Origin of the sequence: Bradyrhizobium sp. CCBAU 45394, assembly GCF_028128655.1 — a bacterium.
In the GTDB taxonomy this organism is placed as follows: domain Bacteria; phylum Pseudomonadota; class Alphaproteobacteria; order Rhizobiales; family Xanthobacteraceae; genus Bradyrhizobium; species Bradyrhizobium diazoefficiens.
Genome location: NZ_LBIX01000175.1, coordinates 82,752 through 108,266 on the forward strand (window position 1 = coordinate 82,752; position 25,515 = coordinate 108,266).

Sequence of the window (25,515 nt, forward strand, 5' to 3'; positions counted from 1 at the left end):
GTGCTACCTTGTTTATGGTCGGAGATGGTTCGTCAGGTCAGCGCGACCGCGACATCGATGTTGCCGCGGACGGCCTTGGAATAGGGGCAGGTCTGGTGTGCCTCATCGACGATGTCGCGTGCGACCTCGCGATCGAGGCCCGGCAGGCTGACATTGAGGCGCGCCCGGAGGGAGTAAGCGCCCTCATCGAGAAGGAGGTCGATCTCCGCATCGATTGCGCATTTCCTGGGAAGCGTGATCTTCCGCTTGCGCGCCGCGATCTCCATGGCGCCTTCGAAGCAGGCCGACCAGCCGGCCGCGAACAACTGTTCGGGGTTGGTGCCGATGCCGGCGCCGCCCGGCGGAGAGAGCCGCACATCGAGGCGGCCGTCCGAACTGCGGGACATGCCGTCCTGCCGCCCACCGCCGGTGTGGGTTCGGGCCGTGTAGAGCAGTTTCGCCGCTTGCGTCATGAAAGGTCTCCTTGCCGTCGCGCAACTGACTAGCAGCGGCTGTCGCAGGACACCCGTTTGGACTTGTGAGAAATTGTGAGATCTCCGCCTGCGTGCCTCATGAGGCCTGCATGCGCGGTCTGACGCCGATGCGTGAGCGGCCTTGCCGGATCGCAATCATCTGGCTATCCGGTCCATTCGCAAGGACCTAGATCTCGCCATGACTGAGCCGGCTGCGCCTACGGCAGGACCCCTGTCGTTCGGGCCATTCACCGTGACACCGCATGAAAGGCTCGTGACGCGCGACGGCGTCGCGCTGCCGCTCGGCACGAAAGCCTTCGACACGCTGATCGCGCTGATATCGCGGCCGAACGAGGTCGTCAGCAAATGGGACCTGATGGCGCTGGTGTGGCCCGGCATGGCCGTCGAGGAGGCCAATCTGCGCTTTCATGTCGCAGCGCTTCGCAAGGTCCTCCGCGACGGCAAGGACGGCGCCCGCTACATCACCACGCTCTCCGGCCGCGGCTATTGCTTCGTGGCGCCGATCTCGCAAACGGATGTTCCGGCAGAGCGGCGCCCCGCGCCGCGGATGGAACCGCCGCCCGTGAAGCTGCCGAACCGGCTGCAGCGGATGGTCGGACGCGACGAAGTGGTCGCGGCCATCTCGGACAAGCTCATCACCTCGCGTTTCGTCACGATCGTCGGCCCGGGCGGCGTCGGCAAGACCGCCGTTGCGGTGGCGGTCGCTCACGACCTGCTCGCGACCTTCGCCGACGCCGCGCACTTTGTTGATCTTGCTGCGCTCAGCGATCCCGATCTCGTGATCACCTCGATCCTGCTGATGCTGGGTCTGCCAGCCCAGACTGACGACCCGATGCCCGCGCTGCTCACGCATCTCCGGGACAAGAGGATGCTGCTGATCCTCGACAATTGCGAGCACGTCATCGCCGCCGCAGCGCCGCTGGCGGCGGAGATCTTCCACGCCGCGCCGCATGTCCATATCCTGGCCACGAGCCGCGAAGCCCTGCGCGTCGAGGGCGAGCAGGTCTATCGATTGGCGCCGCTTGCCGTTCCGCCTGACGATGCCGGACTGACGGCGGCCGTCGCGCAGACCTATCCCGCGCTTCAGCTGTTCCTCGAACGGGCGACCGCCGGCGGCGCGCAGATCGCGCTCGACGATGGCAATGCGGCGATCGTCGCTGGCATCTGCCGCAGGCTCGACGGCATGGCCCTGGCGATCGAGCTCGCTGCCGGCCGGGTCGAAGCCTACGGCCTGGAGCAAACGGCGGCGCTGCTCGACGAACGCCTCAATCTGCTGTGGCAGGGGCAGCGCACCGCGCCGCCGCGGCAGAAGACATTGCAGGCGACGCTGGACTGGAGCTACGGGCTGCTGTCCGGCAGCGAGCGCCTCGTGCTGCGCAGGCTCGCGGTCTTCGCCGGCCATTTCACCATCGACGCGGCGCTCGAGGTCGTGCCGGACGACCGTGTCGACCGCGCCCGCCTGTTCGACGCCATCGACAGCCTCGTCGCCAAGTCGATGGTCGCTCCGCGACCGATCGGCGCCATGATGCGCTACCGGCTGCTCGACACGACGCGCGCCTATCTGCTCGAAATCGAGCCTGACGACGCGGCGCTCGCCGCCCGCCACGCGACCTACTACCGGCGATGGCTGGAACAGGCCGGCACGACATGGGCGACGGTGCCGAGCGCCGACGAACGCGCGGTCCACTTCTCCGCGCTGCACAACGTGCGCGCCGCGCTGGACTGGTGTTTTGGCGCGAACGGCGATGCATGCATCGGCATTGCGCTCGCCGCTGCGGCAGCTCCCATCTTTCTCGCAATGTCACTGCTGATCGAATGCCGGCGCTGGTCGGAACGGGCGCTGCTTGCGATCGATCCGTCCACGCGCGGCGGCGCCGAGGAAATGCACATCCAGGCCGCCCTGGGACTGACCCTGATGTTCACGCGCGGCGGCAGCGAAGCGGCGCGCGGCGCATTGAGCAGAAGCCTCGCGATCGCGGAGGCGCGCGGCGACGCGCCGAACCAGCTTCAGCTGCTCGGCCGCATGCATATCTTCCACGAGCGGATGGGGCAGTTCGATGCCGCGCTTGGTTACGCACGGCAGAGCCTCACAGTCGCCGAAACGCTGGGCGATGCCGCGTCCCTCGGACTGGCCCATTCGCTCCTGGGTGTCTCGCTGCATCTGGCCGGCGAGCATCGCGACGCGCTGAACATGCTGGAGGCTGCCTGGCAGGGTCCGGGTACCGAACGGATCAGCACGGTCCATGGCTTCGATCACCGCAACCGGGCCGGCATCTCGCTCGCGCGAGAGCTTTGGCTGCAGGGCCGGCCCGGGGATGCGCGGCAGCTGGCGCGACAGACGGTCACCGAAGCCGCCCAGATGGACCATCCGATCACGCTCTGCATCGCGCTGATATGGCTGGTCTCGATCGAGCTCTGGAGCGGCGAGCTCGACGATGCGGAAGAGAGCATCGACCACTTCATCGCGCATGCCACCTCGCGTTCGATGGGCCCTTATCTCTCGGTCGGCCGCGGCGTCAAAGGCGAGCTGGCGATCCGGCGCGGCGACGCCGCAGGCGGCGTCGAGACGATAAGGGCCTGCCTGCTCGAGCTTCACGATGCCGGTTACGAGCTGCTTACCACGACATTCAACATCGCGCTGGTCCAGGGCTTGTTGGCACTGGGGCAGGTCGAGCAGAGCGCGCACCTGGTCGACGATGCGATCCGCCTCGTCGAACAAGGCGGCGATCATCTCTATATGCCCGAATTGCTGCGCATGAGGGCCAAGGTGTTGCTGTCGCTCCCGGAGCCGAAAACCGGGGAAGCGGAGACCTGCCTCATGCAGTCGCTGGAGCTCAGCCGGGGCAAGGCTGCGAAAGCCTGGGAGCTGCGAGCGGCGATTGATCTTGTGCAGCTGCTTGCCGAACGGCACGGCCGCGAGGACGCAAAGCGATTGCTCCAGGCGGCGCTCGAAGGCTTCGTCGAAGGTTCCGAGACGGTGGATATCAGGGCGGCCAGCGCGCTCCTGGCCACACTGTAGCGGGCTCACCCCGTCGACGTGCCCTGCTTCCACTGGCCGCCGGCGATCCTCGCCGCCGCAATCACGGCCTGGGTCCGGCTCTCGACCCCGAGCTTTTGCAGGATCGCCGAGACATGCGCCTTGATGGTCGCCTCGGAGACGCCGAGCTCGTAGGCGATCTGCTTGTTGAGCAGTCCCTCCGACAGCATCATCAGGACCCGGACCTGCTGCGGCGTCAGCGTCACCAGGCGGTCGCGCAGGCGCGTCATGTCGGGGTCCGTGGCGGCCGACAGGTCGGTGTCGGCGGGAACCCAGACGTCCCCCTCCATCACCTTGAGGATGGCGTCGCGCAGCGTCTCGACGCCGAAACGCTTGGGGATGAAACCGGAAGCGCCGAAATCGAGCGAGCGGCGGATCGTGGCGCTGTCGTCGGAGGCCGAGACGATCACCACCGGGATCGCCGGATATTGCGCGCGCAGATAGATCAGGCCGGAAAAGCCGGAGATCCCGGGCATCGAGAGATCGAGCAGGATCAGGTCGACGTCGGAGGTCTGCTCCAGCAGCTTGGTCAGATCCTCGAACGATCCGGCCTCGTCGATCCTGGCCGAGGTCAGGACGCTCGCCACCGCCTGCCGCAGCGCATCGCGGAACAGGGGATGATCATCGGCAATGACGAGATGGGTCGAGGGAGCGTTCATCGTTCTCTTGCTGTCATTCGCTACCGGCTGGCGAGTCGATGCCACGGCTGGCCAATTCTTCCCTGACCGGCCGTGGCATGCAAGTGCACATTATCCCTTTGCTGCAAAGGGGTTAATCCGGAAGTCTTCGCGGCTGCGCAGCGGCGCCCGATACCGCGCCGTCAGGCGCGCGTCAGCGCGCAAGGCCGAAAGTCGTATTGGGGCGGGTTTCACGCCGATGTTACCTTGGAGCCAAGACCTGGGTTGATCCGGCATGACCGGGCGTCTGGGGCGCGAGGAAACGCATTTTTCGGGGAGCGACTCAACATGTCGACAATGGCTGTGTCTCAAGCTGGCGTGGGAGGGATGACGAAGGACGAACGGTTCGTCATTCTCGCCTCCTCGCTGGGTACCGTCTTCGAGTGGTACGATTTTTACCTTTACGGCTCGCTGGCCAGCATTATCGGCGCGCAGTTCTTCTCGGCCTACCCGCCGGCAACCCGCGATATCTTCGCGCTGCTGGCATTCGCCGCGGGCTTCCTGGTGCGCCCGTTCGGCGCGATCGTGTTCGGCCGCATCGGCGACATCGTCGGCCGGAAATACACCTTCCTCGTCACCATCCTGATCATGGGTCTGTCGACCTTCATCGTCGGCCTGCTGCCGAATGCGGCGACGATCGGCATCGCGGCCCCGATCATCCTGATCGCGCTGCGCCTTGCCCAGGGTCTCGCGCTCGGCGGTGAATATGGCGGTGCGGCGACCTATGTCGCCGAGCATGCCCCCAACGGCAAGCGCGGCTACTACACCTCCTTCATCCAGACCACGGCAACGCTCGGCCTGTTCCTGTCGCTGCTGGTGATCCTGTTCACCCGCTCCGCGATCGGCGAAGCCGACTTCGCGGCCTGGGGCTGGCGCATCCCGTTCCTGGTCTCGGTGCTGCTGCTCGGCATCTCGGTCTGGATCCGGCTCCGCCTCAACGAATCGCCGATCTTCCAGAAGATGAAGGACGAGGGGAAGAGTTCGAAGGCGCCGCTGACGGAAGCCTTCGGCAACTGGCAGAACGGCAAGCTGGTGCTGCTCGCGCTGCTCGGCGGCGTGATGGGCCAGGGCGTGGTCTGGTACACCGGCCAGTTCTACGCGCTGTTCTTCCTGCAATCGATCCTGAAGGTCGACGGCTACACCGCCAACCTCCTGATCGCCTGGTCGCTGCTGCTCGGCACCGGCTTCTTCATCGTGTTCGGCATGCTCTCCGACAAGATCGGCCGCAAGCCGATCATCCTCGGCGGCTGCCTGATCGCGGCACTGACCTTCTTCCCGATCTTCAAGATGATCACCTCCAACGCCAACCCGGCGCTGGAAAAGGCCATCGAGCAGGCCAAGGTCGAGGTGGTGGCCGATCCCGCGGGTTGCGGCGACCTGTTCAACCCGGTCGGTACCCGCGTCTTCACCGCGCCTTGCGACACCGCACGCGCCTTCCTCGCCCAGTCGTCGGTCAAGTATTCGACGACATCGGGTGCGGCCGGTTCCGGCGTGAAGGTGATGGTCAACGGCAAGGAAGTTGCCTACGCGAACGCCAAGGACAGCAATCCTGCGGTTCTCGCCGCCGTGCAGGCCGCCGGCTATCCGAAGACCGGCGACGCCGGCATCGTGAAGATGGCGCATCCGTTCGACATCTTCCGTCCGCAGGTGGCCGCGACCATCGGACTGCTGTTCATCCTCGTGATCTTCGTCACCATGGTGTACGGCCCGATCGCCGCGATGCTGGTCGAATTGTTCCCGACCCGCATCCGCTACACCTCGATGTCACTGCCCTACCACATCGGCAACGGCTGGTTCGGCGGCCTGCTGCCGGCGACCGCCTTCGCCATCGTGGCCTCGACCGGCGATATCTACGCGGGTCTCTGGTATCCGGTCATCTTCGCGTCCATCACCGTCGTGATCGGCTTCCTGTTCCTGCCCGAGACCAAGGACGTGGACATCAAGGCGACCTGATCGCAAGCAACGATCAACCAACACCAACCGGCCGCGGTCTCCGCGGCCGGTTTTGCTTTGGGCCGAGAGCTTCGGTTCTGATTGGAAACAGAACCGAAGTTCTCGATTCTTGTTTTGACGCGTTTTCTTTACGCGAACCGGGATCCACTTCGCTCGAAAACGCTCTACTGATTGGCGCCGATGAATTGCAGCACCACCTCGCGCCGGTGCGGGCGGGCGCGATGCTCGATCAGATAGATCGCCTGCCAGGTGCCAAGCGCGAGCCTGCCGTTCAGGACCGGGACCTGAAGCGAGGTCTGCGTCAGCATGGTCTTGATATGTCCGGGCATGTCGTCCGGCCCCTCGGTGTCGTGGGTCCAGCCGGCGTTCTCCGGCGCGAGCCTGGACAGCGCGGTGGTGAGATCAACCAGCACGGAGGGATCGGCGTTTTCCTGGATCGTCAGCGAGGCCGAGGTGTGACGGATGAACAGCGTCAGCGCGCCCTCGCGCGCGCGGGCCTCGGCAATGAACGCCGCTGCTTCGCGGGTCAGGTCCGTGAAGCCGCGCCCCTGCGTCTCCACGGTGAGCAGCGACGATGAGATAATGGTGGCTTGCACCGAGGATGGCGCCGAGCGGGTTACGGATCTGGCTGATGTCATGGAGGTTCTCTCGTAACGTCGTCCTGGCGAAAGCCAGGACTCATTACCCCGAATGCGCGTGACGGCAAAAGGTGGCAACGCGCTTCGAGAATGAACCGAGAGGCCGCGCCGTATGTGTCCTGGCTTTCGCCAGGACGACAAACTCAGATCCTCCCCGACACGTCCTTCTGCACGCGGTTGGCCATGTCGATCAGCCGACGCCAGGCCTTTTCCAGGAACGACATCACACGATCGACGTCCTGGTCGCTCGGCAGCGGGATCTCGATCTTGCGGTCGCCCTCGGCGACCTTCGGATCGGCTTTCTTGAGCGGGTCGGATTTCGGCAGCGCCTCGTCGATCTTGCCCGACACGGTCGGTCCCGCCGCGAGCTGTCCCTTCAGCTTCTCGACTTCGGTCTGGAGCCGGCCGATCTCGGCGTCGAGCGCGGCACGCTCGTCGGGCACCGCGTAGCAGGCCCAGCCGGCGCCGTTCTTGGTGCAGGTCGACACCGTGCCGGTGCGGGTGTCGAGCCGCAGCACGCCCTCGGGGATCGGCGTCATGCTGTAGCGGCCGTTTTCGCCGTCGGGCGCGGATTGCGCGGCAACGAGACCGCCGCTGCTGGCCATCACCGCGGCCAGCGCCGCTGCCGAAAGCCATGATGTTGTGGACGACGTCGCTGGTCTCATCGCACTCTCCGCCACGCCGCGCAGGTGGCACATCTGCAATTCTACACCCCGGCAAGGCCATCCGCCGCCAAAAACACTCGCCCGGAATCAACGATTACGGCCGCCCGTTTGATCCCGGCAGCACGGCGAAATGGCGACCGCATCCACCGATCATGAGAGGAGCTGCTGCGGTGCGGCGTCACGCTGTGTGCAGCGCTGCCGCGTGCGCCGATATCGTCAAATAAATCAGACACATAACAGAAAGCGACGCAATCGTGACTTGGCTTGACTTGATTATGGGCCATCAGTATGGTCCGCGCGGCTTTTGAGGGTGGCGGGCGTAATTTCCATTCAGCCGCGGCGTTTCGGGTCTTCGTTGCATGACACAGGGCACGGGACACGGCGAGAATGGAGATCGCGATAGATCGCCCGAGGAAGCTGCGCTTTCCGAACGGCTCGGAAATCTTGATCAGCGGTTGTCCGAACTTCGCGGCCGCCACGTCAAGACCGAGCAACCCGCAGGTGACGATGGAGACAGAGCGGCCAGAGCCTCGGCGATGGCGCTTGGTTTCCGGTTATCTTCGGAGTTGGTCGCCGGGGTCGTCGTCGGAGCGGGGATTGGCTGGGGTTTCGACCGCTTGCTGTCGACGTCGCCTTTCGGATTTATCGTGTTCCTGCTGCTGGGCTTCGTCGCCGGCGTGGTGAATGTGGTGAGAACGGCAGGGGCAGGTCAAAACAGGCGCGGTGGTTCTTAAGCGATCCGCTCAGGAGAGGAATGATCGTGCCGGCTTTGCCGGTACGGGCCGGCCCGGCCGGCAGACCGAGACCCGCCGGCATTGCCCGGCAGACCAAGAGATGCCGCGCTGATGAAAATCGACCCGATCCACCAGTTCAACATCGAGCCTCTCTTCACGATCGGCCATATCGGCCATCAGACGATCGCCTTCACCAATTCATCGCTCTACATGCTGATCGCCGTGGCGATCATCTCGCTGCTGATGCTTGCCAGCGGTGCGCAGCTGGTTCCCGGGCGCCTTCAGTCGGTCGCCGAGATCTCCTACGAGTTCGTCGCGTCGACCATCCGTTCGACCGCCGGCTCGGAAGGCATGAAGTTCTTTCCGCTGATCTTCTCGCTGTTCATGTTCATCTGCGTCTCGAACCTGATCGGCATCATTCCCTATACCTTCACGATCTCGAGCCATCTGATTGTGACGGCAGCCCTGGCGCTGCTGGTCTTCTTCACGGTCCTGATCTACGGCGTTGCCAAGAACGGCCTGAAATTCTTCTCGATCTTCGTGCCCCACGGCGTCCCCGGTTACATCCTGCCGCTGGTGATGTTCATCGAGATCCTGTCGTTCTTCCTGCGGCCGGTCTCCCACAGCGTCCGTCTCTTCGCCAACATGCTTGCCGGCCACATCGCGCTGAAGGTGTTCGCGGGCTTCGTCGCCATGCTCGGCTTCTCGCTCGGCGCCCTCGGCTGGGTCGGCGGCGTGCTGCCGCTGGCGCTCACGGTCGCGCTGTACGCCCTCGAGATTCTGGTCGCGTTCCTGCAAGCCTATGTGTTTGCGATCCTGACCTGCATCTACCTCAACGACGCCATTCATCCGGGACACTGAGCGGTCCGGGGAATTTCCACCCACAACCCAATCTTTCTTCCAAGGAGTCTAAAATGGATCCGGCAGCAGCAAAACTTATCGGCGCGGGCATCGCATGCATCGGCATGGGCGGTGCGGGCGTCGGCGTGGGCGTGATCTTCGGCAACTACCTCGCCGCGGCCGTTCGCAACCCCTCGGCCGCTCAGGGCCAGTTCGGCAACCTGATCTTCGGCTTCGCCGTGACCGAAGCGCTCGGCATTTTCTCGCTGCTGATCGCGCTGCTGCTGCTGTTCGTTCCGCTCTGAGGACGACGTTCTTCGCGCCGCTTCGACCGAAGCGGCGCGCATGACAGCAACAGGAGTACTCCATGGCTGAGAGTCATGGCGGGGCGAAGGGTCCAGCGGCGGGCGCCCACACCGGGGCCGAAGGCGGTCACGGTGGCGGCTTTCCGCCGTTCGAGAGCAGCACTTATGCTTCGCAGCTGGTGTCGCTCGCGATCTTCTTCGTCGTGCTTTACGTGATCGTGTCCAAGCTCGCTCTGCCGAAGGTCGGCGGGGCGATCGAAGCGCGTCAGAACAAGATCGAGGGTGACCTCGCCGAGGCGCAGACGCTGAGGGACCAGTCCGACGCGGCGCTGAAGGCCTATGAAAGCGAACTCGCTTCGGCGCGTTCGCGGGCGCAGGCGATCGGCAATGAATCCCGCGACAAGGCGAATGCGCAGGCGGAAGCCGAGCGCAAGGCCCTGGAAGAGCAGCTGGCGGCCAAGCTCGCCGGGGCGGAGAAGACCATCGCCTCGACCCGCACAGCCGCCATGAGCAACGTCCGCGGCATCGCGGCCGATGCGGCAGGCCAGATCGTGCAGCAGCTCACCGGCGTCGTTCCCGATGCCGCGTCAGTGAATGCCGCGGTCGATGCGTCCCTGAAAGGTTAATCGAGATGTTCTTCGATCCTGAAACCTGGGTCGCCATCGCCTTCGTGATCCTGATGGTCGTGTTCGGCTATCTCGGGGTCTTCAAGTCTGCGATGACCGCGCTCGACCATCGCGCCGCGCGCATCAAGGCCGAGCTCGACGACGCGACGCGCCTCAAGCAGGAGGCGGCCAAGGTGCTCGCCGACTACAAGGCGCGCAGTGCCACGGCCGAGCGCGAGGCTGCCGACATCATCGCCAACGCCAAGGTCGAAGCCGAGCGCATCGCGACCGAGGCCAAGGCGAAGATGGAAGACTTCGTGGCCCGCAGAACCAAGACCGCGGAGAGCAAGATCGCGCTCGCCGAGGCCCAGGCGGTGGCCGATGTCCGTGCCGCAGCCGCGGAAGCCGCCGTCCAGGCCGCCTCCACGATCCTGTCGCAGTCGGTCAAGGGCCAGGTCGCCGACGACCTGCTCGCCAAGAGCATCAGCGAAGTTCGGCAGAAGCTGAACTGAGCGCGAACGCCTCATCAATCAAAAAGCCGGCGCGATGAGCGCCGGCTTTTTTGTTTGTCGGGCGCCGTGGCCGCAAATTGGATGTCATGCCCCGCGAAGGCGGGGCATCCAGTACGCCGCGGCCCTTCCGTAGACCGCTGACGTCTCTGGAATACTGGATCACCCGCTTTCGCGGGTGATGACAGCTGAAATTGCGGTGCCAGCCGAGATCGAGACCCTACTTCTTCTTCGGCTTTGCCTTCGGCTCGGGCGACAGCGCCTGCGGGTCGAAGCCGACGTAGAAGACGTAGGAATCGGCGGTCGCGGCCGACGGGATCGGATAGGACAGATCTTCGGCGACGAAGGTGAAGGGCACGCTGCCGCCTTCCGACATCCCGACCGTGGTCCGATAGGCCTTCGAGGCGATTACCTTCTCGCCGACGCCGCCCTGCACCACCGCGACGCGCAGCGGAACCTCGACGCTAGCAGGCGCGCCGGCGGGACCGGCGATGACGCGGCCCTGGACGCCGATCCGGGCTGTGATGTCGCCGCCGTTGCGCACGCATTCACGCGCCATCTTGGTGATGGTGGCCTGGAAGCGGACCTCATTGCCGACGGCCGGCTTGCCGGTGGCTCCGACCGCATAGGTAGAGGCGCCGGCGCGCACCGTGACCTGCGGGCAATCGACATCGTCGTCGGCCGGCTGTCCGGGCGCAGGCGCCGGCTTGGGCTGGGCCGGCTCGTCGGACTTGCCGCCGAACAGGCTCTTGAAGCGGTCGCTCAACGACTGGGCCGCCACCGGCGAGACGGACGCGAACGCAACCGACAACGCCAGCGCGACCGCTGTCCCCCGCCGCAACGCATTCCGCGATGACCGAAGCTCGTGCACCATCAACGCCCATACTCCATGACAACAATCCGGCCGATCGCCAGCCTTCCCGCCGCGTTATATCGCCAAAATCGGCGAACCCAAGGCAGCAAAAGGCAGGACGCCGGAGACTTTGGCCGTACGAACCGACCGGCTCAGCCGCGGAAATCCTCGTGCAGCAGACCGAACAGCAAATGGTCCTGCCAGACCCCGTTGATGCAGAGATAGCGGCGCGCCAGCCCTTCCCGGGAGAAGCCGCACTTCTCCAGCACCCGGATCGACGGTGCATTGGTGGGGATGCAGGCAGCCTCGACCCGGTGCAGGTTGAGTTCGCCGAACAGCGTCGGCAGCAGCACCCGCAGCGCAGCCGTCATGTAGCCGCGATGGGCGTGGGGCTGGCCGACCCAATAGCCGATGGTGCCGGCCTGGACGATGCCGCGCCGGACATTGGCGAGCGTTATGCCGCCGACCATGGCGCCGTCGAGCTCACGGAAGATCAGAAAGGGGTAGGAGCGGTCCGCGGCGATATCCTCGGAATAGCGGCGCAGGCGGCGGCGAAAGCCGGAGCGCGTCAGATCGTCCGACGGCCAGATCGGCTCCCAGGGCGTCAGGTAATCGCGGCTGGACTCGCGCAAGTGAGCCCATTGCAGGAAGTCCGACATCTGCGGTGCACGCAGCAAAAGCCCGTTGCCGCGCGGCGCGAGGGCGGCGGGTCCACTGGATGGCAGGCGAAAGAGGGCCATGGTGATGCTTCCCGGGGCGGATCAGCCCACGCGCGGCTCCTAATGCAGTCGCGCCTTGGCACGTGCCCGGGTCAATCCTTCCGCAAAAGACACCGCCGTGTCCAGACCCCTGCCACTGCCTAATGCGACAACCGCAGGGCGGCTGCGCGAAAGCAGTGCACGCGCCGCGTCCCGGGTCGATTCGACGCTGACGGCGTCGATCCGGGCCACCAGCTCCTGCACCGTCTGCGGCCGGCCATAGGCCAGGACGTGGCGGGCGAGCTGCTCGGCACGGGAGGAGCAGCTCTCCAGCGCCATCAGGAGGCCCGCCTTCATCTGCGCCTTGGCCCGTGCAATCTCGGCCTCGGTCAGGGTCTCCACCGAATCATTCATGACGTCGACCACGACTTCCATCATCTCCGGCGCATCGGCCGGATCGGTACCGGTGTAGAGGCCGAAGAAGCCGGTATCGGTATAGGGCGCGTGGAAGCTGTAGATCGAGTAGCAGAGGCCGCGCTTCTCGCGCACCTCCTGGAACAGCCGCGACGACATTCCGCCGCCGAGGATGTTGGTGAAGACCTGGAGCGAGAACAGCGACAGATCGTTCTGCGGCACACCTTCCAGCGCCAGCGTCAGATGCGCCTGCTCGAGCTCGCGATGCACGACCTTGGCGCCGCCCTTGCCGAACTGGGCGGCCTGCGGCTTCGGGCCCGGCGTTCCTTCAAAGCTCGCAAAGCGCTTCTCGGCCTCGGCGACCACCTGGCTGTGATCGACCGCGCCGGCGGCCGCCACCACCATGTCGGGCCCGCGATAATGCGTCGACAGATAGCCGCGCAGCATGTCGCGGTTGAAGGCGCGCAGCGTCTTGGCGGTGCCGAGCAGCGAGCGGCCCATCGGCTGGTCGGGATAGCAGAGCTCGTTGAGATGCTCGAACACGACGTCGTCGGGCGTGTCCTGCGCGGCACCGATCTCCTGCACGATGACGTTCTTCTCGCGCTCCAGCTCGTCGGGCTCGAAGGCGGGATTGGCCAGGATGTCGGCGAGCACGTCGAGCGCCAGCGGCACGTCGGCCTTCAGCACCCGCGCATAATAGGACGTGGTCTCGGTCGAGGTGCCGGCATTGAGGTCGCCGCCGACAGCCTCGATCTCCTCGACGATCTCGCGCGAGGAGCGCTTGGTCGTGCCCTTGAACGCCATGTGCTCGAGGAGATGCGAGATGCCGTGCTCGTTGGGCTTCTCGTCGCGTCCGCCGACGCCGGCCCAGACCCCGAGCGCCGCAGTCTCGAGATGGGGCATCTTGTCGGTGACGACGGTGAGGCCGGACGCAAGCTTGGAGATCTCGACGCTCATCCGGCAACTCCCTGTTTTGCGGCACGGCTGACCGACAGCACGAACCGCTCGACCTCGGCCTGATCGTTGTTCATCACCTTCATGTGTTCGGATTTGGTCATGAGGCCGTCGAGCCAGGCCGGCAGTTGCGGCCGCTGGCCGCAGGCCGCTTCGACCGCGTCGGGGAATTTGGCCGGATGCGCGGTGGAGAGCACGATGCTGGGCACCGTGGTGTCGGTGGTGTCGCGATCGGCGACCGCGAGCGCGACCGCAGTATGGGGATCGACCAGCTCGCCCGCCTCACGCCAGGCGGCGCGGATCGCGGCCGCGGTTTCGGTCTCGTCGGCGCGCCCGGCGTCAAACTCCTCGCGGATCGCGGCGAGCGTCGCATCGGGCAGCACGAAGCGCCCGGACTGCTTCAGCGAATCCATGAGACGGCGCACACCGGCCGCATCGCGCCGGCCGGCTTCGAACAGCAGCCGCTCGAAGTTCGAGGAGATTTGGATGTCCATCGACGGCGACGCCGTGGCGTGCACCTCGCGCACCTCGTAGATGCCGGTCTTCAGCGTCCGCGCCAGGATGTCGTTGACGTTGGCGGCGATGCGCAGGGTCCGCACCGGCAGACCCATGCGCTTGGCGACGTAGCCGGCAAAGATGTCGCCGAAATTGCCGGTCGGCACGACGAAGTCCACCGCGCGCGCCGGCGCGCCGGCGGCAACGGCGGAGGTGAAGTAATAGACCACCTGGGCAACGATACGCGCCCAGTTGATGGAATTGACGCCGGACAGCGAGGTCGCATCGCGGAAGCGATGGTTGTTGAACATTCCCTTCACGAGGGCCTGGCAGTCGTCGAACGTGCCTTCGATGGCGAGCGCATGCACGTTGGCCGCGCCCGTCGTCGTCATCATCCGCCGCTGCACCTCGGAGATGCGGCCGTGCGGGAACAGTACGATGAGATCGACGTTCTCCAGCCCCGCGAAGGCTTCGACCGCAGCGCCGCCGGTGTCGCCGGAGGTTGCGACCACGATGGTGGTGCGCTGGCCGCGCTTGGCGAGCACATGGTCCATCAGCCGCGAGATGAGCTGCATCGCCACGTCCTTGAAGGCGAGCGTCGGGCCGTGGAACAGCTCCAGCACGAACTGGTGCGGCGACATCTGGCGCAGCGGCACCACCGCGGGATGGCGGAAGGTGGCGTAGGCCTCGTTCGCCATCCGGCCGAGCTCGGCGTCCGTGATCTCGCCTCCGGCGAAGGGACGGATCACGTCGACGGCGACCTCCCAATACGGGCGGCCGAAGAAGCCGGCGATCGTGTCAGCCGAGAGCTGCGGCCATGTCGCCGGCACATACAGGCCACCGTCGCGGGCAAGCCCGGTCAGCATCACGTCGCAGAAGCCGAGTTCGGGGGCCTCGCCCCGGGTCGAGATATAACGAGTCAAACTGCCCTCCAAAGGCCGGCCAAGCCGAAGCTTGATCCGTAAGCCTTTGATTTCACGATATTCCTGATTAACAGCCAGAGGCTTTGGGCCACCATAAAGTGTTTTGCGGCATCGGGAAACCGCTTCCCGCCCGCACCCTTTGCAACGAAAAGGGCTGCGGCAATGCCGCAGCCCTCTCTTGGAAGGTCTGTCGTTGATATGTGCAGACCAGTTTGGCTCGTCCGGGGCGCCTGCCCGCTAAAACTGCTCGCGCAAGCTTTCGTCGCCTGTCCTCAGACCGTCAAGGGCGAAAACCGGGCGCGACGACAAATGTTCCTGTTTTTCCCGACGCGTATGAACGCCGCATACCCGTCCGCATACTGGCCACAAGGCCGGCTTTGCCATTTCTTCCTGAACCCTTGATCGCGGCAGGAACGAACGCAGCCGCAGTCCATTGTGTCGGCGGATAGCGTCCGCCGTCGGCCACGCATTGCCCGGCCGGCGGAGTCGCCGATCCGTCGGCCGAACCGCTGCATCCTGGAGCAGCCGGTTCGGTCGCTGGCGGGACGTCAGTTCATGCCGATTTCCACCGCAATCCGGATCAGGTCGGAATGGTTCTTGGCCCCCAACTTCTGCTTGAGCAGGGAGGTGGTGTTGGCGACCGTCTTGTAGGAGATCCCAAGCGCCTCGGCGACCTCGACGATCTTATCGCCGCGCCCGAGCAGGCGGAGGATCTCGAGCTCCCGCGGCGTCATCTGCGAGGCCGGATTGGCCTTGATCGCGGCACCGGAGAACGTCACGGCCTCCGCCAGCTGCGGCGAGATGAAATTGTCGCCCGCGACCACCTTGCGCACCGCTTTCAGCAGGATCCGGGGATCATCGCCCTTGGAGACATAGCCCTGCGCCCCCAGCTCGACCGCCCGCACCACGAAGGCCGGATCGTCGTTCATGCTGAACATGATGATCTTGGCATCAGGATCGTCCTTGCGGATCCGCCGCATCAGCTCGAACCCGGAGACATCCGGCAGGCTGATGTCGATCACGGTGACGTCGGGCCGCTTGCTGATATAGGCGCGATGGCCGGATTTGGCGTCCATCGCCTCGTCGATGCGGATCGAATGGTCGGATGCGAACAGGGTTCGGCAACCCGACAGCACCACAGGATGGTCGTCGACGATCAGGACCCTGGTCGCCGGCTTGGCGGTATCTTGCATCGCGCGCTCTCTGGTTTTTCAACTCATAGACCGGCGGGAACAAATGGAAAGAGAGAAATCCGCCGGGACGCGTTAGAATTGAACTAATGTGGCAACACCTGTCGTTCAGAACCCAACTGTTTCTTCCGCTCGGCGTGAGCTTCCTCGCCGCGCTGGTCATGGGCGGCGTGCTGCTCCAGAGCTTTGCGACCGGCCAGCTGGCCGACGAGAACGAATTGGGGCGACATTCGGCCCGAGCGGTCGCCGCGGCGCTCAACAACACCCTGCGCGCCTCGGACAATCCGCGGCAGACGCTCGACGCCTTTGTCCATTCTTTGGGCACCTCCTCCGATATCCAATTCCGTCCTGTCGAAGCGGGTCCCGAGCCCTCGCCAACGGCCGGTCCGCGCAAGCCGCATAGCGTGCCGCAATGGTTCATCGACCTGCTCACCATCCCGGACATGGACGCGGCGTCCCCGCTGATCATCGACGGCAAGCGGGTCGGCGATCTCGTGTTCCTGCCCGACCTGTCGGCCGACCTGTTCGAGAAATGGATCGGTTTTCTGGCGCTGACGAGCCTCATCGCCGTGCTGACGGTGCTGACCGGAACGATCGCCTATCTCTTCGCGGAATCGGCACTGCGCCCCCTGCAAAATCTGGGCGCAGGCCTCACGCGAATACGGCGCGGCGATTATGCGACGCCGATCCCGGTGGCAGGGCCGCCGGAGATCCGGCAGAGCTGCGAGGAGGCCAATGCGCTGGCGGCGACGCTCGCGCGACTAAGCCAGGACAATCGCGACCTGCTGCACCGCCTGGTGTCGCTCCAGGACGACGAGCGGCGCGATCTCGCTCGCGAGCTGCACGACGAGCTCGGCCCCCTGCTGTTCAGCATCCGCGCCGGCACGATCGCCCTGATCGAGGCTTCGCCGCCGGTGGGACATCTCGGCAATACGGCGCAGGAGGTGCTGCAATCGGTCGAAGCGCTCCAGCAGACCAACCGCCGCATCCTCGACCGGCTGCGGCCGCTCTATATCGAGGAATTGGGGCTGGAAACCAGCGTGCAGACGCTGCTCCGGAACTTTCGCAAGCAGGCCCCGCATATCGGGCTGACCGCCACGGTCGATCCTGGTCTCAACGGGCTCGACGGGCCGCTGGCCCAGACCGTCTATCGCGTGATCCAGGAGGCGCTGACCAACGTGCTGCGCCATGCCGCAGCACGCAATGCCCATGTGCAGGCGGCCATATCAGGCGACGCGCTCGCCATCGAGATCTCCGACGACGGCGGGGGATTTCTCGAGGGCAACGTGTTCGGCCGGGGTCTGACCGGCATGCACGAGCGCGTGCGCGCGCTCAGCGGATCGCTGTCATTGCTGCGCGCGGATGAACGAACCTATGTGCGCTGCCGTCTGCCCGTGCAGGGGACGCGCGACGAGCCGGCGCAAAGCTAGCACGGGCAGCCGTGATGCGCGTTCTGTCGCGCCGGCGCGCACAGCGTGCTGTCGATTTTGCCTTCCGCACTGAAGCGAAACGAGGCGTGAATGCGCAGCGCGCCTGCGACGGAATATTCGAGATCGACGCCATCAGGCACGGGATGGATCTCCTCGAGACCGAAGCCGGCCGACGAGAATGCGCTGAGCCGCGGCCCCCAGTAGGTTTCGAGCTCGTCTCGGCCGCGATAACGCTGCGTGCCGTTGCACGTGCATTCGATCTGCGCGTCGTCCGCATAGAGGTCGAGCAGCGTCGCGAGGTCGCCCTTCCGGCAGGCATCCACCCAATCGACGACAATTCCCATCTGATCGAAATCGCTCACGCCGTAATCCTGTCTGCCGCGAAATTTTGCATGCGGCTTAGGACCACACTCGTGAATGCGCGCTGAATGGTAAACCCCGGGTGATAACGGGTTCCTCCCGGGAACCTACGGAAGATTCAGCTCGAGCGACGTCCCCTCACCCAGACGCCGAACGCGATCAGCACCGCGCCTGCAAGCGCGAACCAGGTGACGGCGTATTGCAGGTGATCGTCCTTCAGATGCACGTCGAGCGGACCCGGACGCGGGATGCCATTTTCGGGCGCGGGCTGCTCCAGATCGATGTAGAACGGCGCAACCGTGCCCCAGCCGAGCGCGCTCGCGATCGCCACATGATCGCGCACGAACCAGAGCCGCTTGTCGCGGCTCTCCGCCGGCGTCAGCCAGCCCGGCGGTTCGGGAAAGCGCAGATAGCCGGTGAGCGCGACCGGCTGCCCGGTCACGAGCTTCTTCACCGCGCGATCCTCGACACTGCGATCCTGCATCGTGTTCTCGACGAAGCCGGCATCGATCACGACCATCTCGCCGCTCGGAAGCCGCGCCGGCAGGAAGGCCCAGGTGCCGGGACCGGAAGCGTCCTTGCGTACGGCCGAGCCGGACGAATAGACCATCGCATCGGGCGAGGCGGCGTAGGTCGCAGTGAAGCTGACACGGCGGAATTCATCGCGCGCGGGATTGAGCGCAGCCCATTGTGCGGGCGGCGGCAGCGCAATGGGTGCCGCCGCCAGACGCTCGGTGAGTGCTGCGATCAGCGCGTGCTTGGCGGTCCGGCGCTGCAATTGCCAGACGCCGAGGGCAACGAAGGCGGCCGCCAGGAGAAGCGTGAACAGCGCAAAGCCGGCCACGCGAGGCTTGCGCGCAGTCTCGTTCATTTCGCGCGGTCGACCAGCCGGCCCGGCGCAGCCTTGTGGTGGAATTGCAGCGCGATCAGCAGCGACTTCATCGCGCGCAGTGGCAAGAGCGTGGTGGCGAGAATCAGCGGCAGCCATAGCACGGCATGCAGCCAGTACGGCGGCTGGTACTTGACCTCGACGATCAGCGCGCACGCAACGACGATCCCACCGGCGAGCATGATGATGAAGATTGCCGGGCCATCGCCGGTGTCGATGAAGGCATAGTCGAGGCCGCAGCGGTCGCAGGAGGGTGCGAGCGTCAGGAAGCCCGCATAGAGCTTGCCCTGGCCGCAGCGCGGACATTTGCAGGCCAGCCCGCGCATCGCGCTTTGCAGGACGGTGGTTTCGGACTTGGGTGGACCGGCGGTGTCATTCATGATGGCGGACTCTATCACAGTTTCCGCCGAAACTTCCGGCGGCGCAAAAGCGAAAGGGCGGCCCTGCGGCCGCCCTTTCTGATCGATCCAAAGCTGCTCAGTGCGCGCCGTGGGCCATGGTCTCGGCGCCGTGTCCCCACACATAGATGCAGAGGAACAGGAACAGCCAGACCACGTCGACGAAGTGCCAGTACCAGGCGGCGAACTCGAAGCCGAGATGCTGCTTCGGCGTGAAGTGGCCGGCATAGGCACGGAACAGGCAGACCAGCAGGAAGATGGTGCCGACCAGCACGTGGAAGCCGTGGAAACCGGTCGCCATGAAGAAGGTCGCGCCATAGACGTTGCCGGCGAACGAGAACGCCGCATGGCTGTACTCATAGGCCTGCACGCAGGTGAAGAGCGCGCCGAGCACGACGGTGAGGATCAGGCCGTATTTCAGACCCTGGCGATCGTTCTCGAGCAGCGCATGGTGCGCCCAGGTCACCGTGGTGCCCGAGGTGAGCAGGATCAGCGTGTTCAGGAGCGGCAGATGCCAGGGATCGAAGGTCTCGATGCCGTGGGGCGGCCAGGTGCCGGGGACCGCGCAGGCTCCGGCCGCGGTGCCGAGGCCGCAGCCGAACACGGCATCGCGGGTGGCGTGGACAGCGTCGGCCGGAAACAGCGCCGCGTTGAAATAGGCCCAGAACCAGGCGACGAAGAACATCACCTCGGAGGCGATGAACAGGATCATGCCGTAGCGGTGATGGAGCTGCACGACGCGGGTATGGTCGCCCTTGTACTGGGCTTCCTTGATCACGTCGCCCCACCAGCTCGCCATGGTGTAGAGCACGCCGACGGTGCCGACGCCGAACACGATCGGCGCGGCCGAGAACATGTGGTGCATCCAGGCGATCGCGCCGACCGCCATGATGAAGGCCGAGAGCGAACCGACCGCCGGCCAGGGAGAGGGATCGACCAGATGATAGTCGTGATGCTTGCCTTGCGCGGTAGCCATTTGCGGTCTCTCTCCTCAATCCCGTGCCTGTCCGGCACTTATCCCCTTGTGTCCAACCCCCAGAGCGTGAGCCCGGCGGTCAGAGATTTCCCTTGCGTTTGTCGCCTTCCCCGGACGCGAGCGGCTTCACCGCCGGATCTTTCACCGGGTAGAACGTGTAGGACAGCGTGATCGTGCTGAGCCCGTCGTTCTCGTGGTCGTCGGCGATCGACGGATCGACGTAGAACACGACCGGCATCTCGCGCTTCTCACCGGGCGCCATGGTCTGCTCGGTGAAGCAGAAGCAGTTGATCTTCTGGAAGTAGGACCCGACCGTCAGCGGCGCGACGTTGTAGGCGGCCTGGCCGGCAGTGGTGCGCGCGGCCTGGTTGGTCACGGTGTAGAAGACGGTCGTGACCTGGCCGATATTGACCTCGATCTCGCTCTGCTCCGGCTCGAACTTCCAGGGCAGACCGGGCGCGACGTTGGAATCGAAGCGCACCGCGATCTTCCGCGCGATCGGACCGGTGGCCGGCGCGGCGGTGGCGACCTGGGTCGTGCCGTTGAAGCCGGTGGCGCGGCAGAACCAGTTGTAGAACGGCACCGCCGCGTAGGAGGCGCCGACCATCAGCGCCACCACGCCGCCGCAGATCGAGGCGACCAGCACGTCACGACCGAGGCCCTTACCGACGCCTTTCCTGGCCGTCCGGCTCTGATCCCGCGATATGGTCGGCTCGTGATCCATTTTCCCTACATCGGCCGGACTAGAACTGCCGGTCCCTTGACCATGGTGACGGCGAAGAACAGCACCACGAGCACGCCGAGCGCGAGCGCGATCGCGATCGAGCGCTGACGGCGGCTCTTCTTCTGCGCCTCGGTGAGGACGATTCCATCTGGCTCGGGTTTGTCCGCCACCGCGATCATGCGCCCCCTGCCATCGGAGCAAGCGCCCGGAACACGACCTCGGCCAGCAGGGTCGCAAACAGCGCGAACAGGTAAAGGATGGAGAAGGCGAACAGTTTTCGCGTGGCGCGCAACGACTGGCTGCGCTCGCGGCGCATATAGACGTTGATCGCGAGCACCAGCATGCCGGCGCCGAGGATCAGCGAGACGACACCGTAGACGGCGTCGAAATAGCCGAGCGCCCAGGGCGCGGCGGCCACCGCGATCAGCACGATCGTGTAGAGCAGGATCTGGAGGCGGGTCGCATCGGGACCGGCGACATTGGGCAGCATCGGAATGCCGGCGCGCGCGTAATCGTCCGAGCGGAACAGCGCCAGCGCCCAGAAATGCGGCGGGGTCCAGAAGAAGATGATGGCGAAGAGAAGCAGCGGCTCGACGTCGACCGTGCCGGTTACCGCGGCCCAGGCCACCACCGGCGGCAACGCACCGGCGGCGCCGCCGATCACGATGTTCTGCGCGGTCCAACGCTTCAGCCACATCGTGTAGATCACGACGTAGAAGAAGATGGTGAAGGCGAGCAGCGCGCCCGCGATCCAGTTGACGAGGATGCCGAGCGTCATCACCGAGAAGAAGGCGAGCGTCATGCCGAACGTCATCGCCTCGGGACGGGTGATGCGGCCACGCGGGATCGGCCGGTTCGCCGTGCGCGACATCTTGGCGTCGATATCGCCTTCGAGCGCCATGTTGAGCGCCCCGGAGGCGCCGGCGCCGACGGCGATGCAGAGCAGCGAGGTGATCGCCAGCACCGGGTGGAAATGCCCGGGCGCCATCGCCATTCCGACCAGCGCGGTGAAGATCACCAGCGACATCACCCGCGGCTTGAGCAGCGCAATGTAGTCGCCCACCTCCGCTTCGGAGATGCGGGGATTGATGTCGACGGCGTTCTGGTCGAGGACGGACACTAAATCAACTCGCTTCGTTATGGAGCCGCGGCGCCCGTCATGGGCGCCGCGGGTGATCGCTCACTGCACGCGGGGCAGCACTTCGAACTGATGGAAGGGCGGCGGCGAGGGCAGCGTCCACTCCAGCGTGGTCGCGCCGGCACCCCACGGATTGTCGCCAGCCGGCACCTTTTTCGCAAAGGCATCGATCACGCAATAGAGGAAGATCAGGACGCCGAAGCCGGAAATGTAGGAGCCGACCGACGAGACCAGGTTCCAGCCGGCGAACGCGTCGGGATAGTCGACGTAGCGGCGCGGCATGCCCGACAGGCCGAGGAAGTGCTGCGGGAAGAACACCAGGTTCACGCCGATGAAGGTGACCCAGAAGTGCGCCTTCGCCAGCGTCTCGTTGTACATGTAGCCCGTCATCTTCGGGAACCAGTAGTACCAGCCGGCGAAGATCGCGAACACTGCACCGAGCGACAGCACGTAGTGGAAGTGCGCGACGACGTAGTAGGTCTCCTGGAGCACGCGGTCGACGCCGGCGTTCGCCAGCACGACGCCGGTGACGCCACCGACCGTGAACAGGAAGATGAAGCCCACGGCCCAGATCATCGGCGCGCGGAATTCGATCGAGCCGCCCCACATCGTGGCGATCCACGAGAAGATCTTCACGCCGGTCGGAACCGCGATCACCATCGTCGCCGCGACGAAATAGGCCTGCGTCGCCGACGACATGCCGACCGTGTACATGTGGTGCGCCCACACCACGAAGCCGATGCCGCCGATCGCGACCATGGCGTAGGCCATGCCGAGATAGCCGAACACGGGCTTGCGCGAGAAGGTGGAGACGATCTGGCTGATCATGCCGAAGCCGGGCAGGATCAGGATGTACACCTCGGGATGGCCGAAGAACCAGAACAGGTGCTGGAACAGCACGGGGTCGCCGCCGCCGTCGGGCGCGAAGAAGGTCGTGCCGAAATTGCGGTCGGTGAGCAGCATGGTGATCGCACCGGCGAGCACCGGCAGCGACAACAGCAGCAGGAACACGGTCACCAGGATCGACCACACGAACAGCGGCATCTTGTGCAGGGTCATGCCCGGCGCGCGCATGTTGAAGATCGTGGTGATGAAGTTGATGGCGCCGAGGATCGACGAGGCACCCGCCAGATGCAGCGACAGGATCGCGAAGTCGACTGCCGGGCCGGGATGGCCGGAGCTCGACAGCGGCACGTACATGGTCCAGCCGGCGCCGACGCCGTTGGCGCCCGGCTCGCCCTCGACGAAGGTCGACATCAGCAGCAGCCCGAAGGAGGCCGGCAGCAGCCAGAACGAGATGTTGTTCATGCGCGGGAACGCCATGTCGGGCGCGCCGATCATCAGCGGCACGAACCAGTTGCCGAAGCCGCCGATCATCGCCGGCATGACCATGAAGAAGATCATGATCAGGCCGTGGGAGGTCACGAAGACGTTGTAGGTGTGCGTCTCGTGGAAGATCTGCACGCCCGGATACATCAGCTCGGCACGGATCGCGATCGACATCGCGGCACCGATGACGCCGGCGATGACCGCGAAGATCAGGTACATCGTGCCGATGTCCTTGTGGTTGGTCGAATAGACGTAGCGTCGCCATCCGGTCGGATGGGCGTGCTCGTCATGTCCGTGGTCTTGCGCGTGATCGCCGTGTGCCGCTGCGCTGGTTGCCATTTTCAAATCCTGCCTTGCGTCCCAATCGGACCTTTGGAGGTCCCGCCCTTTATGTCGCTTTCAGTCCCCTCGAGCCTTTACCCGACGCCTACTGCGTCGGGCCGGCCGCGGAGGCGTAGGTGCCGGTGCCACCGCTCGCAAACTTCTTCTTCGCCGTTTCGACCCAGGAGGCGAATTCCTTGTCTTCCACGACGCGAATCGCGATCGGCATGAAGGCGTGATCCTTGCCGCAGAGCTCCGAGCATTGGCCGTAGAACATGCCGGTCTTGGCGGCCTTGAACCAGGTTTCGTTCAGTCGCCCCGGAATGGCGTCGATCTTCACGCCGAACGCCGGCAGCGCGAAGGCGTGGATGACGTCCGCACCGGTCACCTGAACACGAATCACCTTGTTGACCGGCACCACCATCTCGTTGTCGACGCCGAGCAGGCGGGGCTGCTTGTCCTGGGCCATCAGCGAGTCGAACTCGAACTTGCCGTTGTCGGGATAGGCGTAGGACCAGTACCACTGCTTGCCGGTCGCCTTGATGGTCAGGTCCGCCTTCGGCACGTCGAGCTCCAGGAACAGCAGGCGGAACGACGGCACCGAGATGCCGACCAGGATCAGCACCGGAACCAGCGTCCAGGCCACCTCGATCAGCGTGTTGTGGGTGGTCCGCGACGGCACCGGATTGGCCCTCGCGTTGAATTTGATGACCACGACCACCAGCAGCGCCAGAACGAACAGCGTAATCAGCGCGATGAGCACGAACAGGAAGTTGTGGAACCAGACGATATTGTCCATCACCGGCGAGCCGGACTGCTGGAGCGTCCACTCCCATGGCGCCGGCTGCCCAAGCTCGGCAAATGCCGCGCTGCCCGTCGCCAGTGTCAGACCAGCTACGGCCAATCCCAGCAAATGCCGGCCTACCCGGCCCTTCGACATCCTCATGCCGTTCGCGCTCCCCTTACGAAATCACCCCAGGTGCGTCCCCCTATTTCCGGGAAACGCTTATTCGATCCGTCCGTCTGACAAACCGCCACTCAAGAATACCTCTAAGAGGAATTGGGGCCAGATCGCTAGAACGCCGAAATCAAGCTTCTCAAACCATAATTCTTGATCTATCGCAATGCAGTCTTGAACCCCATCTGCCAGCGATCACCCGCAAGATATTTCCTAGTAACATCAGACAAAAATACCGTTTCCCGGGATGCTGCGGCTTGACAGCGGAATTGCCCGTTGTAGGCACAGGCGAACGGCCGCACAGGAACCTGATTCGTGCCGGCGGCGGCGGCCTCGGCGGCGCGGAATTTGCTTGGGAATTGCCTTCAAGACGCCGTCATTTCCGTATCAGTCCACCCGCGCAAGCGACCCAAGCGAGCAGAGGGACCGACCCCGATGGGGCTTTCGAGATGCATGGCAAGGCCGGATAGCAGCCTCAACGCGCTGATCGGCCTTCTGGCCGCCGCCCTTCTCCTTGCTTTACCCAGCCTCGCCCATGCGCAGGGCGCGGTGCGCTCCGTCCATGGCGACTGGCAGATCCGCTGCGACACCCCGCCGGGCGCCCAGGCCGAGCAATGCGCCCTGATCCAGAGCGTCGTGGCCGAAGACCGCTCCAATGCCGGCCTGACCGTGATCGTGCTCAAGACCGCCGACCAGAAGAGCCGCCTGATGCGCGTGGTCGCCCCCCTCGGCGTCCTGCTACCCTCCGGCCTCGGGCTGAAGCTCGACAATCAGGACGTCGGCCGCGCCGGCTTCGTGCGCTGCCTGCCCAATGGCTGCGTCGCCGAGGTCGTCATGGACGACAAGCTGCTCGGCCAGCTCCGCACCGCCAAGACCGCGACCTTCATCATTTTCGAGACGCCGGAAGAAGGCATCGGCTTCCCGCTCAGCCTGAACGGACTGGGTGAGGGGTACGACAAGCTGCCGTAGGCAGCTGGACCTATTGTTTCCGTAATGTGAGGCTTCGCGCCCTCGCGGAACTGGTCTGAA

General features: G+C 65.1%; 27 protein-coding genes. 9 read left to right on the forward strand and 18 right to left on the reverse strand.

Going from position 1 to position 25,515, the window contains the following annotated elements; all coding sequences use genetic code 11:
• Positions 1-32: 32 nt before the first annotated feature.
• Entirely contained in the window at positions 33-452 is a 420-nt protein-coding gene (locus WN73_RS35650) for an organic hydroperoxide resistance protein (RefSeq protein WP_011084014.1), read from the reverse strand.
• A gap of 199 nt (positions 453-651) precedes the next feature.
• Between WN73_RS35650 and WN73_RS35655 the strand changes: the two genes are divergently transcribed.
• Entirely contained in the window at positions 652-3,492 is a 2,841-nt protein-coding gene (locus WN73_RS35655; RefSeq protein WP_028173694.1) for an ATP-binding protein, read from the forward strand.
• Positions 3,493-3,497: 5 nt separating this feature from the next.
• Here WN73_RS35655 and WN73_RS35660 read toward each other — a convergent pair whose 3' ends face one another.
• Positions 3,498-4,169, reverse strand: coding sequence for a response regulator (locus WN73_RS35660; protein WP_011084012.1), 672 nt, complete (start codon positions 4,167-4,169; stop codon positions 3,498-3,500).
• Between the two features lie 345 nt (positions 4,170-4,514).
• On the opposite strand from WN73_RS35660, the gene WN73_RS35665 reads away from it, so the two are divergent.
• Positions 4,515-6,140 carry an MFS transporter gene (locus WN73_RS35665; RefSeq protein ID WP_171463736.1) on the forward strand — a complete coding sequence of 542 codons (1,626 nt, stop codon included), beginning with the start codon at positions 4,515-4,517 and terminating at the stop codon, positions 6,138-6,140.
• Between the two features lie 164 nt (positions 6,141-6,304).
• On the opposite strand, the gene WN73_RS35670 is transcribed toward WN73_RS35665, so the two are convergent.
• Entirely contained in the window at positions 6,305-6,778 is a 474-nt protein-coding gene (locus WN73_RS35670; protein ID WP_028173696.1) for a secondary thiamine-phosphate synthase enzyme YjbQ, read from the reverse strand.
• Positions 6,779-6,921: 143 nt separating this feature from the next.
• Complete coding sequence (locus WN73_RS35675; protein WP_028173697.1) at positions 6,922-7,443, reverse strand: hypothetical protein; 522 nt, start codon at positions 7,441-7,443, stop codon at positions 6,922-6,924.
• A gap of 359 nt (positions 7,444-7,802) precedes the next feature.
• Between WN73_RS35675 and WN73_RS35680 the strand changes: the two genes are divergently transcribed.
• The 5 genes from WN73_RS35680 (at position 7,803) to WN73_RS35700 (ending at position 10,439) form a co-directional block, all read left to right on the forward strand.
• Entirely contained in the window at positions 7,803-8,177 is a 375-nt protein-coding gene (locus tag WN73_RS35680) for an AtpZ/AtpI family protein (RefSeq protein ID WP_028173698.1), read from the forward strand.
• 111 nt (positions 8,178-8,288) lie between these two features.
• On the forward strand, positions 8,289-9,038 hold the full coding sequence (locus tag WN73_RS35685; protein ID WP_011084006.1) for a F0F1 ATP synthase subunit A: 750 nt from the start codon (positions 8,289-8,291) through the stop codon (positions 9,036-9,038).
• A gap of 53 nt (positions 9,039-9,091) precedes the next feature.
• Positions 9,092-9,322 (forward strand): F0F1 ATP synthase subunit C, encoded by a 231-nt coding sequence (locus tag WN73_RS35690; protein ID WP_007599451.1) that lies wholly within the window; start codon positions 9,092-9,094, stop codon positions 9,320-9,322.
• A 62-nt stretch (positions 9,323-9,384) separates the two neighbouring features.
• Positions 9,385-9,948, forward strand: a complete 564-nt coding sequence (locus tag WN73_RS35695) for a F0F1 ATP synthase subunit B family protein (protein WP_028173699.1) — start codon at positions 9,385-9,387, stop codon at positions 9,946-9,948.
• Between the two features lie 5 nt (positions 9,949-9,953).
• Complete coding sequence (locus WN73_RS35700; RefSeq protein ID WP_011084004.1) at positions 9,954-10,439, forward strand: F0F1 ATP synthase subunit B family protein; 486 nt, start codon at positions 9,954-9,956, stop codon at positions 10,437-10,439.
• Positions 10,440-10,656: 217 nt separating this feature from the next.
• Here the strand turns inward: WN73_RS35700 and WN73_RS35705 are convergent, their stop codons facing one another.
• The 5 genes from WN73_RS35705 to WN73_RS35725 all read right to left on the reverse strand — a co-directional run bounded on the left by WN73_RS35705 (position 10,657) and on the right by WN73_RS35725 (position 15,966).
• Positions 10,657-11,310: a hypothetical protein gene (locus tag WN73_RS35705; protein ID WP_011084003.1), complete on the reverse strand. Its 654-nt coding sequence runs from the start codon at positions 11,308-11,310 to the stop codon at positions 10,657-10,659.
• Between the two features lie 131 nt (positions 11,311-11,441).
• Positions 11,442-12,029 (reverse strand): GNAT family N-acetyltransferase, encoded by a 588-nt coding sequence (locus tag WN73_RS35710; RefSeq protein ID WP_011084002.1) that lies wholly within the window; start codon positions 12,027-12,029, stop codon positions 11,442-11,444.
• A 39-nt stretch (positions 12,030-12,068) separates the two neighbouring features.
• A complete protein-coding gene (locus WN73_RS35715) occupies positions 12,069-13,358 on the reverse strand; it encodes a M16 family metallopeptidase (protein WP_011084001.1) in 1,290 nt (429 codons plus the stop codon).
• Positions 13,355-14,773, reverse strand: a complete 1,419-nt coding sequence (thrC, locus tag WN73_RS35720; protein ID WP_028173700.1) for a threonine synthase — start codon at positions 14,771-14,773, stop codon at positions 13,355-13,357. The genes WN73_RS35715 and thrC overlap by 4 nt, the downstream gene beginning before the upstream one ends.
• 548 nt (positions 14,774-15,321) lie before the next feature.
• Positions 15,322-15,966, reverse strand: coding sequence for a response regulator transcription factor (locus WN73_RS35725; RefSeq protein WP_011083999.1), 645 nt, complete (start codon positions 15,964-15,966; stop codon positions 15,322-15,324).
• 86 nt (positions 15,967-16,052) lie between these two features.
• Between WN73_RS35725 and WN73_RS35730 the strand changes: the two genes are divergently transcribed.
• Positions 16,053-17,393 (forward strand): histidine kinase, encoded by a 1,341-nt coding sequence (locus WN73_RS35730; protein WP_028173701.1) that lies wholly within the window; start codon positions 16,053-16,055, stop codon positions 17,391-17,393.
• Here the strand turns inward: WN73_RS35730 and WN73_RS35735 are convergent.
• From WN73_RS35735 to coxB, 9 genes are all read right to left on the reverse strand, one after another.
• Positions 17,390-17,755 carry a nuclear transport factor 2 family protein gene (locus tag WN73_RS35735; RefSeq protein ID WP_028173702.1) on the reverse strand — a complete coding sequence of 122 codons (366 nt, stop codon included), beginning with the start codon at positions 17,753-17,755 and terminating at the stop codon, positions 17,390-17,392. The genes WN73_RS35730 and WN73_RS35735 overlap by 4 nt on opposite strands.
• 116 nt (positions 17,756-17,871) lie before the next feature.
• The gene (locus tag WN73_RS35740) at positions 17,872-18,624 is read right to left on the reverse strand and encodes an SURF1 family protein (RefSeq protein ID WP_028173703.1); all 753 of its coding nucleotides are present in this window, start codon (positions 18,622-18,624) and stop codon (positions 17,872-17,874) included.
• On the reverse strand, positions 18,621-19,022 hold the full coding sequence (locus WN73_RS35745) for a DUF983 domain-containing protein (protein WP_011083995.1): 402 nt from the start codon (positions 19,020-19,022) through the stop codon (positions 18,621-18,623). Before WN73_RS35745 ends, WN73_RS35740 begins: the two co-directional genes overlap by 4 nt.
• Positions 19,023-19,119: 97 nt before the next feature.
• On the reverse strand, positions 19,120-20,016 hold the full coding sequence (locus tag WN73_RS35750) for a cytochrome c oxidase subunit 3 (protein WP_011083994.1): 897 nt from the start codon (positions 20,014-20,016) through the stop codon (positions 19,120-19,122).
• Between the two features lie 79 nt (positions 20,017-20,095).
• Complete coding sequence (locus WN73_RS35755) at positions 20,096-20,740, reverse strand: cytochrome c oxidase assembly protein (RefSeq protein ID WP_028173704.1); 645 nt, start codon at positions 20,738-20,740, stop codon at positions 20,096-20,098.
• Between the two features lie 5 nt (positions 20,741-20,745).
• Entirely contained in the window at positions 20,746-20,919 is a 174-nt protein-coding gene (locus tag WN73_RS35760) for a hypothetical protein (protein ID WP_011083992.1), read from the reverse strand.
• On the reverse strand, positions 20,916-21,860 hold the full coding sequence (locus WN73_RS35765) for a heme o synthase (protein WP_011083991.1): 945 nt from the start codon (positions 21,858-21,860) through the stop codon (positions 20,916-20,918). Before WN73_RS35765 ends, WN73_RS35760 begins: the two co-directional genes overlap by 4 nt.
• Positions 21,861-21,920: 60 nt before the next feature.
• A complete protein-coding gene (gene ctaD / locus WN73_RS35770) occupies positions 21,921-23,546 on the reverse strand; it encodes a cytochrome c oxidase subunit I (protein ID WP_011083990.1) in 1,626 nt (541 codons plus the stop codon).
• A gap of 88 nt (positions 23,547-23,634) precedes the next feature.
• Positions 23,635-24,474 carry a cytochrome c oxidase subunit II gene (gene coxB, locus WN73_RS35775; protein ID WP_011083989.1) on the reverse strand — a complete coding sequence of 280 codons (840 nt, stop codon included), beginning with the start codon at positions 24,472-24,474 and terminating at the stop codon, positions 23,635-23,637.
• Positions 24,475-24,921: 447 nt separating this feature from the next.
• On the opposite strand from coxB, the gene WN73_RS35780 reads away from it, so the two are divergent.
• Complete coding sequence (locus tag WN73_RS35780; RefSeq protein WP_028173706.1) at positions 24,922-25,455, forward strand: invasion associated locus B family protein; 534 nt, start codon at positions 24,922-24,924, stop codon at positions 25,453-25,455.
• Positions 25,456-25,515: the final 60 nt, after the last annotated feature.

Coding starts and splice junctions, on each gene's coding strand:
- WN73_RS35680 (WP_028173698.1), top strand. CDS start 7,803: ATGACACAGGGCACGGGACACGGCGAGAATGGAGATCGCGATAGATCG.
- WN73_RS35690 (WP_007599451.1), top strand. CDS start 9,092: ATGGATCCGGCAGCAGCAAAACTTATCGGCGCGGGCATCGCATGCATC.
- WN73_RS35760 (WP_011083992.1), bottom strand. CDS start 20,919: ATGATCGCGGTGGCGGACAAACCCGAGCCAGATGGAATCGTCCTCACC.
- WN73_RS35745 (WP_011083995.1), bottom strand. CDS start 19,022: ATGAATGACACCGCCGGTCCACCCAAGTCCGAAACCACCGTCCTGCAA.
- WN73_RS35725 (WP_011083999.1), bottom strand. CDS start 15,966: ATGCAAGATACCGCCAAGCCGGCGACCAGGGTCCTGATCGTCGACGAC.
- WN73_RS35740 (WP_028173703.1), bottom strand. CDS start 18,624: ATGAACGAGACTGCGCGCAAGCCTCGCGTGGCCGGCTTTGCGCTGTTC.
- WN73_RS35685 (WP_011084006.1), top strand. CDS start 8,289: ATGAAAATCGACCCGATCCACCAGTTCAACATCGAGCCTCTCTTCACG.
- ctaD (WP_011083990.1), bottom strand. CDS start 23,546: ATGGCAACCAGCGCAGCGGCACACGGCGATCACGCGCAAGACCACGGA.
- WN73_RS35670 (WP_028173696.1), bottom strand. CDS start 6,778: ATGACATCAGCCAGATCCGTAACCCGCTCGGCGCCATCCTCGGTGCAA.
- WN73_RS35750 (WP_011083994.1), bottom strand. CDS start 20,016: ATGGCTACCGCGCAAGGCAAGCATCACGACTATCATCTGGTCGATCCC.
- WN73_RS35655 (WP_028173694.1), top strand. CDS start 652: ATGACTGAGCCGGCTGCGCCTACGGCAGGACCCCTGTCGTTCGGGCCA.
- WN73_RS35730 (WP_028173701.1), top strand. CDS start 16,053: ATGTGGCAACACCTGTCGTTCAGAACCCAACTGTTTCTTCCGCTCGGC.
- WN73_RS35715 (WP_011084001.1), bottom strand. CDS start 13,358: ATGAGCGTCGAGATCTCCAAGCTTGCGTCCGGCCTCACCGTCGTCACC.
- WN73_RS35665 (WP_171463736.1), top strand. CDS start 4,515: ATGACGAAGGACGAACGGTTCGTCATTCTCGCCTCCTCGCTGGGTACC.
- WN73_RS35675 (WP_028173697.1), bottom strand. CDS start 7,443: ATGAGACCAGCGACGTCGTCCACAACATCATGGCTTTCGGCAGCGGCG.
- WN73_RS35780 (WP_028173706.1), top strand. CDS start 24,922: ATGGGGCTTTCGAGATGCATGGCAAGGCCGGATAGCAGCCTCAACGCG.
- WN73_RS35710 (WP_011084002.1), bottom strand. CDS start 12,029: ATGGCCCTCTTTCGCCTGCCATCCAGTGGACCCGCCGCCCTCGCGCCG.
- WN73_RS35695 (WP_028173699.1), top strand. CDS start 9,385: ATGGCTGAGAGTCATGGCGGGGCGAAGGGTCCAGCGGCGGGCGCCCAC.
- WN73_RS35705 (WP_011084003.1), bottom strand. CDS start 11,310: ATGGTGCACGAGCTTCGGTCATCGCGGAATGCGTTGCGGCGGGGGACA.
- WN73_RS35650 (WP_011084014.1), bottom strand. CDS start 452: ATGACGCAAGCGGCGAAACTGCTCTACACGGCCCGAACCCACACCGGC.
- WN73_RS35660 (WP_011084012.1), bottom strand. CDS start 4,169: ATGAACGCTCCCTCGACCCATCTCGTCATTGCCGATGATCATCCCCTG.
- WN73_RS35755 (WP_028173704.1), bottom strand. CDS start 20,740: ATGGATCACGAGCCGACCATATCGCGGGATCAGAGCCGGACGGCCAGG.
- WN73_RS35700 (WP_011084004.1), top strand. CDS start 9,954: ATGTTCTTCGATCCTGAAACCTGGGTCGCCATCGCCTTCGTGATCCTG.
- coxB (WP_011083989.1), bottom strand. CDS start 24,474: ATGAGGATGTCGAAGGGCCGGGTAGGCCGGCATTTGCTGGGATTGGCC.